General features: G+C 54.5%; 12 protein-coding genes. 5 read left to right on the top strand and 7 right to left on the bottom strand.

Translation table 11 applies throughout. The features are described from left to right. Window positions 1–2 precede the first annotated feature (2 nt). Window positions 3–1190: an efflux RND transporter periplasmic adaptor subunit gene (locus RO22_RS05850; protein WP_041157834.1), complete on the bottom strand. Its 1188-nt coding sequence runs from the start codon at window positions 1188–1190 to the stop codon at window positions 3–5. Between the two features lie 499 nt (window positions 1191–1689). On the opposite strand from RO22_RS05850, the gene RO22_RS05845 reads away from it, so the two are divergent. Further along, window positions 1690–2649 (top strand): AraC family transcriptional regulator, encoded by a 960-nt coding sequence (locus tag RO22_RS05845; protein WP_022520552.1) that lies wholly within the window; start codon window positions 1690–1692, stop codon window positions 2647–2649. A 443-nt stretch (window positions 2650–3092) separates the two neighbouring features. Further along, entirely contained in the window at window positions 3093–3659 is a 567-nt protein-coding gene (locus RO22_RS05840; protein ID WP_039859291.1) for a manganese efflux pump MntP family protein, read from the top strand. A 121-nt stretch (window positions 3660–3780) separates the two neighbouring features. Here RO22_RS05840 and RO22_RS05835 read toward each other — a convergent pair whose 3' ends face one another. The 4 genes from RO22_RS05835 to RO22_RS05820 form a co-directional block, all read right to left on the bottom strand. After that, window positions 3781–4668, bottom strand: a complete 888-nt coding sequence (locus RO22_RS05835; protein WP_022520554.1) for a sigma-70 family RNA polymerase sigma factor — start codon at window positions 4666–4668, stop codon at window positions 3781–3783. A gap of 15 nt (window positions 4669–4683) precedes the next feature. Further along, window positions 4684–5112 (bottom strand): RidA family protein, encoded by a 429-nt coding sequence (locus tag RO22_RS05830; RefSeq protein WP_041157833.1) that lies wholly within the window; start codon window positions 5110–5112, stop codon window positions 4684–4686. Window positions 5113–5178: 66 nt separating this feature from the next. After that, complete coding sequence (locus RO22_RS05825; RefSeq protein ID WP_039859289.1) at window positions 5179–5637, bottom strand: carboxymuconolactone decarboxylase family protein; 459 nt, start codon at window positions 5635–5637, stop codon at window positions 5179–5181. 205 nt (window positions 5638–5842) lie between these two features. Next, entirely contained in the window at window positions 5843–7408 is a 1566-nt protein-coding gene (locus RO22_RS05820; RefSeq protein ID WP_084625257.1) for an MFS transporter, read from the bottom strand. Between the two features lie 93 nt (window positions 7409–7501). On the opposite strand from RO22_RS05820, the gene RO22_RS05815 reads away from it, so the two are divergent. Continuing rightward, window positions 7502–8290, top strand: coding sequence for a helix-turn-helix transcriptional regulator (locus tag RO22_RS05815; RefSeq protein ID WP_041157832.1), 789 nt, complete (start codon window positions 7502–7504; stop codon window positions 8288–8290). Between the two features lie 52 nt (window positions 8291–8342). Here the strand turns inward: RO22_RS05815 and RO22_RS05810 are convergent, their stop codons facing one another. Next, window positions 8343–9275 carry an AraC family transcriptional regulator gene (locus RO22_RS05810; protein WP_022520559.1) on the bottom strand — a complete coding sequence of 311 codons (933 nt, stop codon included), beginning with the start codon at window positions 9273–9275 and terminating at the stop codon, window positions 8343–8345. 112 nt (window positions 9276–9387) lie between these two features. Between RO22_RS05810 and RO22_RS05805 the strand changes: the two genes are divergently transcribed. Continuing rightward, window positions 9388–10605, top strand: coding sequence for an MFS transporter (locus tag RO22_RS05805; protein WP_041157831.1), 1218 nt, complete (start codon window positions 9388–9390; stop codon window positions 10603–10605). A 118-nt stretch (window positions 10606–10723) separates the two neighbouring features. On the opposite strand, the gene RO22_RS05800 is transcribed toward RO22_RS05805, so the two are convergent. Further along, on the bottom strand, window positions 10724–11074 hold the full coding sequence (locus tag RO22_RS05800) for a MerR family transcriptional regulator (protein WP_022520562.1): 351 nt from the start codon (window positions 11072–11074) through the stop codon (window positions 10724–10726). A gap of 80 nt (window positions 11075–11154) precedes the next feature. Between RO22_RS05800 and RO22_RS05795 the strand changes: the two genes are divergently transcribed. Continuing rightward, a complete protein-coding gene (locus tag RO22_RS05795; RefSeq protein ID WP_041157830.1) occupies window positions 11155–11970 on the top strand; it encodes an aminotransferase class IV family protein in 816 nt (271 codons plus the stop codon). Window positions 11971–12122 lie beyond the last annotated feature (152 nt).

Below are 12122 nucleotides of genomic sequence, written 5' to 3'. Positions count from 1 at the left end.
GTCTAGTCCTCCCTGGCAGCAATGGCGGGTTGGGCGTCAGCAGCCGGGGCGGCGGGCACCGTTTGGGGGCTCACTTCCATACCCGGCATGAAGACTTTTTGCACCCCGTTGACGATCACCCGGTCGCCGGCAGCAAGCCCTTCGCTGATGACCGTGCGTTCATCCACCCGGCGCCCTGTGTCGACCGGGCGACGCTGGGCGAGGTTGTTCTCATCCACCACGTAGACGTAGCGGCGATCCTGGTCGGTCAGGACCGCCTTGCCATCCACCAGCAACGCTTGGTCCAACCGCGCGACCGGCATTTCGACCCGCGCAAACTCCCCGGGCCGAATGCGGCCATCCGGGTTGTCCAGCACTGCCCTGAATTGCAGGGTACCGGTGTTGGGGTTCAAGCGGTTGTCGATAAAGTCCAGGGTGCCTTTGTACTGGCGCTGCGGGTCGCCGCCCAGCTCGATATTCAGGTTGTTCGATGCTTCACCGGTGAGAAGTGTCTGGCTGGCAAACGCGGCCTGCTCGTCGGCCTCGAAGTAGACGTGTATCGGATCGATGCTCACCAGCGTGGTCAGAAGGCTCTGGTCGGCGCTGGCCAGGTTACCGCGAGTGACCATCGCCCGACCGACGCGGCCACTGACCGGTGCTGTAATGCGGGTGTATTCAAGGTCAAGCTCGGCGGTCTGCAACGCTGCCTCGGCGGCATCGACCATGGCACGAGCGTTACTCAGGGCCGATTGACGCTGGTCATGCACTTCCTGGGAAATGGCCTGACGCCCCAGCAACACCCGGGCGCGTTCAGCTTCACTGCCAGCCTGAGCCTGCTGGCTCCTGGCCTGGGCAAGATCCGCTTGGGCGGCGTTAACACGGGCCTGGTATGGGCGTGGATCGATCAAGAACAGCAGATCTCCCAGCTCTACCAGCTCTCCCTCCTCGAAGGCAACTTCCTGGATATAGCCGCTGACTCGCGACCTTAATTCAACCGTTTCAGCCGCTTCCACCCGCCCGGTGAATGACTCACTCAACACCACCGGCTGAGCGGTCACTTCTGCCACCTCGACTTCTGGGGGTGGCGGGGGCGATGCAGAAGCCGCCTCCTCACTCTTGGCTTCACAGCCGGTAAGCAAGGCCATCAGCAGCAGGAACAGGAATATCGCCCGGCTGCTTGCAAAGCGGGTTCTTAGAGACAGACTTCCCATGATTACTTGCTCCAGTGGCTATCGGACGCCGATAGCAGCATTCGTTATATAACGCCTCACCGCGTTGGCGGTTGGCATTTAATTAGTCGGTTCAGCACGATCCATTTCGACATTGCCCTGCGGCTTCCACCGTGAGGGGGCGCCTCGCCTCAGATCGGCAGCGTTCTTGAAAGACGCTCTGGTCATACGGAGGACAGGCAAGCCCGCAGCACCAGGCTGCGGGCTTAGCGCCCATCAGACGCTACCTACAATAGGCGGTACGAGCGCGAGGGAGGTATCGTGTTCCTGCGGAAAGCTTGCCTGTTTCTGTCACGGGCAGAGAGCGGCCCAATCAAACAAACGAACGATTTTCGGACTTGCACAGCATGACGGTCAGGTGACAGCTGATGCGGGTTGTCGATTTCTACGGGGTACTTGCCTGATCCTGCAGAATCAAATGAAAAAGCCTACGATTTATAAATCGAAGGCATATACTGCGAACTAATAGGGAGGAAAGCCATTGACCACTATCTTGCCTGAGCAGATTGTCCAGCTCAGCGACAACCTGTCGCAACAGTTAATCAGCGTTGCCCGTCGCTGGAGCCCACTTGAAGAGCTTCAGGATACGGCGATTGCCGAAGTGCAACTGGTGCGCGCTGACGCCCCTACCAGCTTTCACTGTGCGGTATACGAGCCGTGCCTGTGTTTTGTCATTCAAGGCAGCAAGACCGTGCTACTAGGTGACAAGGAGATCGTCTACACCGGGCCCAGCTACATGGGTAGCGCCGTTTACCTACCGGTGGTAGGCAGGATTGACCATGCCACCCCGGAAAAGCCCTACTTGGCGGTAAAAGTCTCGGTGGATCCCCAGGAGGTAGCAGGACTGATACTGGAACTGGGCGACACAGCGCCGCCCGCGGGAAATGATACTATCTGCTCCGAGACGGACTGCGGATTAAAATCGGCCCCCATGGATGCACGCATGCAGGGTGCACTTTATCGATTGTTGAGCCTGCTCGACTCCCCGGAAGACATCAAGGTGCTTTCCCCCTTGGCCCGTCGGGAGTTGATCTATCGGGCACTCATGGGTGCCATGGGGCCTCACATGCGCCGGTTTGCCGCCTCCGACTCCCAGGCCAACCGGATTGCGCGGGTCATCTATGCGCTTAAAGAGCGCTACACGCAACCGCTCAAGATCCGTGAACTGGCAGCAACCGCCAACATGAGTGAATCGACGCTTTACCATAGCTTCCGGCAAGTCACACGCATGTCGCCCCTGCAGTACCAGAAGAAACTTCGCCTGCACGAGGCCCGACGACTCATGCTGGCCGAGGGGCTCGAGGCGGCTACCGCCAGCTACCGGGTGGGTTATGAAAGCCCTTCCCACTTTAGCCGCGAATACAGCCGCATGTTCGGTGCGCCACCCCGAGCTGATGTTATTCAACTGCGGGCAGCGGGAACAGCACCGCAGACTGCATGACTTCCAGTGTGATCGGCTTCTGGTTTTCCCGATGATTCTGATAACGGCTATTTAGTCTTTTATAACTTCAAGCCACTTAATATTGAATTATTGCAACTAAATCACCAGCAACAATAACGCTATAGATGACTATAAACCCTTAACCTTAAAAGCACATCACAATGTCATTAAACATGACAAACACAATAGGTTCACATCTTTCGCACAAGCCGCAAAAAGTATATTAAAAGCAAACAAAATCAGCTAACACACACATTGTTAGCCAAGGCTATATTAGTTCACTATTACAAACTTTATTTTTAAGACTCTGTCTTGTTTGTTTAATAAATCGTGGTAGGATTTATCGCTATTGAATACCCGACTTTTACACTCAAGCATAGTATTACTACTCTGCCACTGGGTAAATGTGCGCGGTACTTTTCCAGCGAGCGAGTTCACACTCCATGACACCGATTACCCTGCTGTTTCTGGCCGTATCCATGTCGGCGGATGCCTTCGCCGCCTCCATCAGCAAAGGCGCCGAGCTGCAAAAGCCACGGTATCGTCACGCCATCGGGATTGGCCTGGTCTTTGGTGTGATCGAAGCCATTACCCCGGTACTCGGCTGGGTAGCGGGCAAGGCATCTCAGCAGTATGTGCAAGCCTGGGATCACTGGGTGGCCTTTACCCTGCTGACGCTTATCGGCCTTCACATGATGCATGCCGGGCTCAAAAAGGAAGACAAGATAGAGCACCGCAAACAGACGCTCTGGTTATTGGTGTTGACCGCCACTGCTACCAGCATTGATGCCATGGCTGTGGGCGCCAGCCTCGCCTTTATCGATGCCAATATCATCGCCACCAGCCTAGCTATCGGCCTCGCTACTACGGTAATGGCCTCTGTAGGCACTTTTCTGGGCAATAAGCTTGGCAAGTTCGTCGGTCACTGGGCAGAACTTATCGGCGGTATTGTGCTAATCGGAATTGGCTTAGCAATATTGGCCGAGCACACAGCTTTTTTTAATGCTTAACCAGCAATTTATAACCTTGACCTCTTTTAAACCTGAAAGTCCTTCTTAAGCGATTGAGCTTTTACACATGAAGCTGCCGTAAAAGAAAAGCTTGAGAAAAATCTATTTACTTAACTAAAGACTAAAGCTGCGGTAGCTGGTCAGCCAAGTGGCGTAATTTATCCGGATTACGCACAACGTAAAGTGCCTGGATACGACTATCCACGACCTCCAGCGTCATGACCTGAGGTAGCCCATCGTGTTCGATCGTTAACCACCCCGGAAGCCCATTGACAATTACATGACTTACCCAGCAAGGGTTGGATGACGTCGACTTGTGGGCCAAGCCTGCAAAGAACCGGCTTATTTTATCTGCGCCGATAATGAGTCTGCGTACAGCAACTCTCTTGCCGCCTCCATCGGCATGCAGCGTCGCGCTGCCGCTCAACAAAGCCTTCAATTCGGTGACGTCGCCACTGCGTGCTGCTTCAAAGAAGCGTTGGGTCAGTTGGCTGTGCTCTCCAGCCGCCACCTGATAGCGCGGGCGTGCGGCCCGCACCTTTTTTCGAGCCCGGCTGGCAAGTTGGCGACAGCTTGTTTCACTACGTTCGAGGCTGATGGCGACCTGACCAAAATCCAGACCGAACACATCGTGCAGTAGGAACGCAGCCCGTTCCAAAGGCGACAGTCGCTCCAGCGCCAGCATCAGGGCGAAAGAGACATCGCTGGCTAGCGCCTCGGGGTCTACCGGAGTATCCAGCGTTTCCACCAGCGGTTCAGGCAACCAGGGGCCCACATAAACCTCACGTTGTCGATGAGCGACCCTAAGGCGATCAAGACAAAGCCGGCTGGTGACAGTGGTCAGGTAGGCACGCACATCGTTCACCGAAAGGTGGTCAGTATCATGCCAGCGCAGGTAGGCATCCTGTACCACATCTTCCGCTTCGCTCACCGACCCCAGCATTCGATAGGCGATACCGGTCAGATAACGGCGCCAGTGATTAAACTGGCGCGCAGACTGTTCCGTCATGGTGATTGGCTCCCGCTACTCAAGCACGGCGGTCGCGTCCACTTCAAACAGCATGCCATCCAGCGCTAACCGCGGTACCGGAACAAGTGTTTGCGCTGGTAGCGCATCACCAAAGGTCTCCTTCACATAGCGGGTCATAACTTCCAACATGGAAGGATCATAATTGACGACATAGGTGTTAATACGAGTAACCTGTTGCGGGCTCGCATCAAGTTCGTGCAACACAGTTCTAAGGTTGCGATAGGCTTGGGCAACCTGATCCACAAACGACTCAGGCAGTATTCCCTGACCATTTTCGCCTCCCTGACCGGCAATGTAGGCAACCCGGCTACCTCCACTGGCAACCACCGCGTGGCTATAGCCATTAGGTGCAGGATCATAAAGTTCATCAGGATTGACGATAGCCGTCGTTACCCCACCTGCGTGAGCTGTGTTCAGCGCCATAGCGATAATTCCCCATTTAAAGCGTTTTATGATGCAACAAAACATACCACTAACCCTCAGCTCTGATTACTGAAGGTTTTGGATTTCGTTCGGATGAACCGAACGAAAACCTACACTAATGCGGTTCCAGACGTTAATCGCCCCAATCAGTAATGTGAGGTCAACGAACTCTTTCTCGGTAAAATTCGCTAGGCCCTGCTCGTAATCCTTCGTTGGTGCGCCAGTGCCAGCCAACCTTGTCAACGCCTCGGTCCAGGCCAACGCCGCCCGTTCCCGTGGCGTATAGAGAGTGGACTCGCGCCAGGCAGACAGCAGGTAAAGGCGTGCCTCGCTCTCACCCGCTGCGCGGGCATCGCTGGTGTGCATATGCAGGCAAAATGCACAGCCATTGATCTGAGAGGCGCGTGTTTTAACTAGCTCAATCAGACTAAATTCCAGTCCACAGTGGCGAACGTACTCCTCTAGCTTAGTCATCGCGGTAATGCCCTCTGGAGAGGCTTTAAAGGCGTTCAGGCGTGTTTCCATTGTCTTGCTCCTCTGTTTTATATGGAGTGGAAAGCTATCCACCGGTCGTTCTACAGAGGTAGACGGAACAGCCTTAATGTTTGTGACATGGTGAGAAATAATTTAGAAAATAAAACGCCTGGGAGACGAGGAGTACGCCAAAGCATTGGCTAGTGGCCAGGGCATTTCGGATACTTATCGCTATCTCCCCTACCCTGTGGGCCACTCAATCACTCTCTTTTCCAACGGCTTTCACATGCCGTAGAGTAACGGCTGATATCAACGCAAGCGCCAAAAGGGTGGCGCCACTTACTGCGGCGGCCATATTCATACCTTGCGTAAACGCAGACTGGGCTTGCTCAAGTATCCCATCGGTAAGTCGTTCAGCAACTGACGTTGTTGCCCACAAGCTTTCTCCAAGGGCACGGGAGATATCGTCTGGCATCCCGTTAGGAATCGCACTGGCAATCTGCACGCGATACAACAGGGTCGCCATGCTGCCGAGAAGTGCTACGCCTAGTGCCACCCCCAACTCTTGAACCATCTCGGACATCGACGATGCAGACCCGGTTTTTTCCGGAGGTGCAGACCCTACCACCAAGTCTGTGCCCAGCGCGGCGATGGTACCCAGCCCCAGGTATACCAGTGAAAATCCGATTACGACCTGGAGTACCTGAACGGAGAGTGGGTCTACTTGAGCCAGAAAACCACAACCGATGCTTGAAAGCATAAGCGCTAAAGCAATAACAAACGCTGGCCGAATTCGGCGCGCAAAGATAGGGGCAAGGATACCGGCTAGTACCATCATCAGCGCTGGCGGCCCCATCCACAACCCAGCAATCAGCGGCGTGTAGCCCGCCACTAGCTGAAGATATTGGGTAACTAAGAACATCATTCCCGCCACGCCCACCAGCCCTATCAGGAGTATAAAAAGGGCGGCAGTGAAGGTTTTACTGGCAAACAGTTTGAGATCAAGCAGTGGATCGAGAAGCTGCTTTTGGCGACGCACAAAGAACAGTGTTCCCACTACGCCTAGTGCGAGAGTAACCAATACCAGTGGCGTCAATCCAGCTTTAGAGAACTCCTTTATGGCATAGATACTTGGCAAAATTGCTATCAACAGCAACAGGACACTCAAAAGATCCAGACGGCCTGCCTGTGGGTTACGGTACTCCGGCAGGAGTAATGGGGCAGTTAACAACAGTATGATGACGATGGGCACGGCAATTAGGAAAGCGGCTCCCCACCAAAAGGGTGCTAACAGCAACCCACCGACCACCGGGCCTAACGCCATACCCAGTGCGAACATGGTTGCCCATATACCGATCGCCAGTGCCCGCTGGTGCAAATCAAAAAACATATTGCTAATCAGGGCCAACGTAGAAGGCATCAGGGTTGCTCCGGCAATACCCAGTGCTGCCCGCGCCACAATGAGCCACTCGGCATTGGGTGCATAAGCTGCAAACACCGACGCGACCGCAAACGCAGAGGCTCCCATCATCAGTAGCCGACGTCGGCCAATCCGATCCCCTAGCGTGCCCATAGTGATCAGAAAACCGGCGATCATGAAGCCGTAGGCGTCCATAATCCACAGCGCCTGGGTACTGCTTGGCTGTAGCTCTACCGCCAGAGCTGGAAGCGCCAAGTAGAGAATAGTTACATCGAGCCCAAGCAGCATGGTGGGCAGTGCCAATACCGCAAGCCCCGCCCACTCTTTAAGGCCAGCCTTGTTATAAGGCCGTCCTCCTGCAACCGTATAGAGAGGGGTGTGAACATCACAATTGAATGACATGTAGCCTCCGACTTCATCATGGAAGCAGGCATTCTCAGACACTCAATATGGGGTTACAATATAGCCAATTATCCTATTACCAAAGGTAATAGCATGTCGAATCATAGGCTTGAACGAACACAGAGTGATCTCACCGAATTCATACTGCGGCATCGTCGCAAATTGACGCCCGCTGACGTCGGGCTTCCCACCAGCGGGCGAAGGCGTACGCCGGGCCTAAGGCGAGAAGAGGTTGCGGCGCTTGCTGGGGTAGGACTGACTTGGTACACGTGGTTTGAGCAGGGCCGTGACATTAAGGTCTCCGAACGCTTCCTGCTCAATATCTCCCGTGCCCTGAAATTGGATGACGCCGAGTGCTGTCATCTTTTTCTGTTGGCACACCGCCGAGCGCCGCCAGCAGAAGCGTATCAAGAGCAGAGCATATCTCCCCGGATACGATCGCTGATGGATGATCTCTCTCGCCCTAGCTACGTCATGAACCTGCGCTGGGATGTTATTGGCTGGAATGCGCAGGCCGATAAGCTACTTCAGTTCAGCAGCCGAGAGGCGTCTGAACGCAACCTGCTAAGGATGGTATTTACCGCCCCCGACCTACGCCGACGACTTCCTGACTGGCAACTGGATGCCTCGCATATGCTGGCGCAGTTTCGTTGTGACTTAGCTGTCGCCCCTGAAGACCCGATCATGCAAACGCTGATCGACGAGCTTTGTCAGTTATCTCCAGACTTTCGGCGCTGGTGGGAAGCTTCAAGTATGGAAGGCTACCATCGAGGAATCAGCAGCCTCCTCGATACAGAGGGCGGGCATCATACTTATACCCATGAGACGCTAATCGTTGATGAGCACCGTCATCTCAAGATGGTTGTTTACTTCGACAGCTAAATCGTTCCTATGCCATCTTCTTTCACGGAATATTGAAGAGAAGACTCAACCGTCACACGGTCTCTGCTTCACGTGCCTCACTCGGCGGGTGTCCAATAATGCGTTTGAACGCGCGACTGAATGAGGCTTCAGAGTCATAGCCAAGCCGGTTCGCGGCCACGGCGATGCGCATATTGTCCCGCGCTATCCACTGTCGAGCCTGAAACATCTTTACCCGCGCCACATACTTGGCGGGAGTCACCCCTAACATCCGGCTGAACTTATCGTTAAAGCTTGAGCGCGAAGCTCCCATGACATCCGCTAACTCGGCGACTGACCAATCGCGCTCCGGCTGCGTATGGATGGCTACCAGCACCTTGCCGAGTTGTGGGCAGCGCACGGCTGCAATCCAGCCGCTAGAGTCGCTGCAGGCACACTCAATCCAAGCACGAATAATAGTGGCGGCCAGCACATCGGCCAAACGGGCAAGTATGCCGCAGGCACCGATTCGATCCAGGCTAATTTCTCGCTCCATTGCCTCCAATAAGGCAGGTACCGAGGGATCACGTTTAGCCAAATCGCTAGCGCGCATCATGTCAGGCATTATCGCAATCAGAGGGTGTAGCGGGTCGAGATTGAAGTGCATGGCGCCACAAAAAAGCACATCCGGCTCAATATCACTCTCTTTTGACTCACTGTTCACCAGATAAATATTCTCGGAGACCGGCCTACGAGCCAACGTAGCCTTATCCACTGCAGGCACGTCCTGCGAGCTGGCCATTACGTAGGACGCTCCACGCGGAAAGAGCACCGCATCGCCAGCGTTCAGGTATGTCCACTCGGTTGTCTCGGTACGCAACCAACACCCGCCTTGAGCCACAAAAAGAAAAAGTGCTGCTGGCTGGGCAGAGGTTGCGACGGCCCAAGGGGCGCGCAGCAGGCAGCGCCCATACTCCACGCCCTCAAGGCGCAGGCCGAGCAGAATTTCAGTTAAGGTGTCGCGCATATTAATGAACCCGGTTTGGACAAATAGTCATGCTTTACGGATTTTATATCATAGAAAAGCCAAACCCTTAATTTTACACTGCAGCTTCAACTAACACTTTAGTAGGCCTGCAATGAACGACACTACTTGCTCCGCCAGCCCGTCATTACTAACGGCAACACCCACCGCTGAACCTACCTCAGCCAATTGGATGGGCATTGTCAGCCTCGCGCTGGGGGTTTTTGGTTTAGTGACTGCCGAATTTTTACCGGCCAGCCTGCTGACGGCCATGGCAGCGGATCTCAACATCTCCGTTGGCGCCGCGGGCCAAGCGGTCACTGCTACTGCTGCAGTGGCTGCGCTTGCCGCGCTAACAATCCCACTCCTGACCCGCAATTTTGATCGTAGGTTTGTGCTGCTTGGTTTATCGCTGCTGCTCGTCGTTTCCAACGTCCTGGCGGCAACGGCGAATAGCTTTTTTGTATTAATTATTGCTCGAGTGTTGCTGGGAATTGCCTTGGGAGGGTTCTGGTCGATGGCCGCCGCACTGGCAATGCGTATGGTGCCCGACAATCTGTTTGCACGCGCCATGTCTATTGTTCTGACGGGCGTATCTGTCGCTACTGTTTGTGCAGCCCCTCTGGGCGCCTATATTGGTGGTCTCTGGGGGTGGCGCAGTGCGTTTATTGCCGCTAGTTGCCTTAGTCTAGTGACGCTCGTGACTCAGCTTTTCGTCATTCCTGCCATGCCACCAAAAGATAACCCAAGCCTGCGCATTCTCGTCCAACTGCTCACCCGCACGCAGGTTCGCGTTGTGCTGCTAGCCGTAGTGCTGATGATTTCAGGCCATTTTGCCGGATTTACCTATATACGACCGCTCCTTGAAGAGGTAGCGCAACTATCCGTCAGTGCAATCTCTGCTGTACTACTCGGCTTTGGTATTGGTGGTTTTTTTGGCAATTTCGCCGGTGCATTTATTGCTGAGCGTAGCGAGCGCAACGCCATTATCTTTGGTGGGGCACTCATTATTGCGATCACCATTACGCTACTGTTCGCGGGTAGTTTGGCCAGCGTTACTGCCGTGTCTATCGCACTGTGGGGGTTTGCTTTCGGCGCTTTTCCCATCGGATTTCAAACCTGGATAGTTCGTGCCGCACCGGATCAAGTTGAAGCTGCAGGGGGCTTGATAGTTGCCGCCTTTCAGGTTGCTATCGCCAGTGGCGCTATAGGCGGCGGCATACTAGTGGATTACCTCGGCGCGCTGGGTGGGCCCCTATTAGCCCTGATCACTACCAGCCTGGGAACCCTGCTTGTGCTATCATTTGGGCCACGCTCACAAAGCCCGGCCTGATAGCAAGAGAGCCGGGAGTAGTGAAACTTCCCGGCTCCTCAGTTGACTAGACCACCCAGCGGAAATGCGGTGATTCAAGCGTTACATGCCTCTTGCAGTTCCCGTTACCCACGGTTCATCACCGTTCAATATCGCACAGGAAACTCTCCAGAATGGCACGGCTTTGGGCCAGTTTGGCTGCTTTCTGGTCGGCAAACTCAATTTGTTCGTGCAAGACATTGCGTAGTTCGTCACAGGGCTCGAAGACTGGGCCCTCCCCTCTCACACACGGTAGGAATTGCTTGATGGTTGCCAGAGTCATGCCTGCTGAACCGAGCAGTTTGATCCGCTCGACAGTGCGAATCTCACCCTGCCCGTAATGACGGTACCCATTGGTGGCGCGCGTTGGCTTAAGCAAACCTTCCGCTTCATAGTAGCGCAGCATGCGAATGCTTACTCCGGTGCGTTTTGCCAGCTCGCCTATTTTCATTTCACTCTATTGACTCTTACAGCGCTGTTAGGGTTTAGGGTAGTGACTCCTCACTGCAAGTTCAATCAGGAGTTAATGCCATGTTCACTAACACCAGCAATTTTCAGGCCCATATTAATGGGCAACCAGCCACTCTTTCAGAGCTGATACCCCTGGCCTTTGCAGGGTTTGCCCATTTCACGGCCATGCAAGTACGAGATCGAGAGATCAAAGGGCTAGATCTTCATCTTGCCCGCCTGCAGAAAGCGTCAAAAGAGTTTTTTGGAAAGATGCTTCCCGAGGAGCAACTGGTCTCCTACATCAAAACAGCTATTGATAAAGGCCCGAAAGACCAGTCATTAACGGTCACTCTCTTCTCCCGCCATGGCGAATTCACCGCGGCCAGCATGGATGCGGAGCCAGACGTGCTCGTCCGTAGCAGCGCACCGGCTAATGGCCCTAAAGGGCCGTTGAGGCTGAGTAGGGTAGATCACGAGCGACCTCTGGCTTCTATCAAGCACGTTGGTGAGGCGGGCAAAACCTACTATCTACATCAAGCTCTGCGCCAGGGTTTCGACGATGCAGCCTTTGTCGACCGCCATGGGCGATTGAGCGAGGCAACCATCTGGAACCTTGCCTTCTGGGACGGTGAGACGGTGATCTGGCCACAGGCAACGATATTGCAGGGCACCATGATGGGTATTGTTCAACGCCAACTGAACCGCCTCGGTATTGCCCAGCGCCACGAGGAGATCACCATTGAGCGTCTTCAGGAACTGCCCGGTGCCGCGGTGATGAATTCATGGACACCTGGGATCGCAGTCACTGCCATTGCTACCACTGCTTTTGCAGAAATAACCCCGTTCATCAGTCTGCTTCATAAAGCCTACCAAGCTGAGCCCAACAGTGTGTTGTAGGGGGTCTTTCCATATAGCGCGGAATCTGAGACAACACCATCGATTTTCCAGCGTTGTCTCAGCAAGCTCTTCGGCAAAGTGCATTGCACATTGCCCCCCGCCACCACAAGAGTGAACACGGCCTTTCCGTTCAAACGTTGCAATCAACAGAC

This window comes from Halomonas sp. KHS3 (assembly GCF_000830495.1).
GTDB lineage: Bacteria > Pseudomonadota > Gammaproteobacteria > Pseudomonadales > Halomonadaceae > Vreelandella > Vreelandella titanicae.
The sequence above is the reverse complement of the archived record's forward strand: the minus strand, read 5'-3'. Positions and strand labels throughout refer to the sequence as shown.

Coding starts and splice junctions, on each gene's coding strand:
- RO22_RS05795 (WP_041157830.1), top strand. CDS start 11,155: ATGTTCACTAACACCAGCAATTTTCAGGCCCATATTAATGGGCAACCA.
- RO22_RS05800 (WP_022520562.1), bottom strand. CDS start 11,074: ATGAAAATAGGCGAGCTGGCAAAACGCACCGGAGTAAGCATTCGCATG.
- RO22_RS05815 (WP_041157832.1), top strand. CDS start 7,502: ATGTCGAATCATAGGCTTGAACGAACACAGAGTGATCTCACCGAATTC.
- RO22_RS05830 (WP_041157833.1), bottom strand. CDS start 5,112: ATGGCGCTGAACACAGCTCACGCAGGTGGGGTAACGACGGCTATCGTC.
- RO22_RS05835 (WP_022520554.1), bottom strand. CDS start 4,668: ATGACGGAACAGTCTGCGCGCCAGTTTAATCACTGGCGCCGTTATCTG.
- RO22_RS05825 (WP_039859289.1), bottom strand. CDS start 5,637: ATGGAAACACGCCTGAACGCCTTTAAAGCCTCTCCAGAGGGCATTACC.
- RO22_RS05805 (WP_041157831.1), top strand. CDS start 9,388: ATGAACGACACTACTTGCTCCGCCAGCCCGTCATTACTAACGGCAACA.
- RO22_RS05850 (WP_041157834.1), bottom strand. CDS start 1,190: ATGGGAAGTCTGTCTCTAAGAACCCGCTTTGCAAGCAGCCGGGCGATA.
- RO22_RS05820 (WP_084625257.1), bottom strand. CDS start 7,408: ATGTCATTCAATTGTGATGTTCACACCCCTCTCTATACGGTTGCAGGA.
- RO22_RS05840 (WP_039859291.1), top strand. CDS start 3,093: ATGACACCGATTACCCTGCTGTTTCTGGCCGTATCCATGTCGGCGGAT.
- RO22_RS05810 (WP_022520559.1), bottom strand. CDS start 9,275: ATGCGCGACACCTTAACTGAAATTCTGCTCGGCCTGCGCCTTGAGGGC.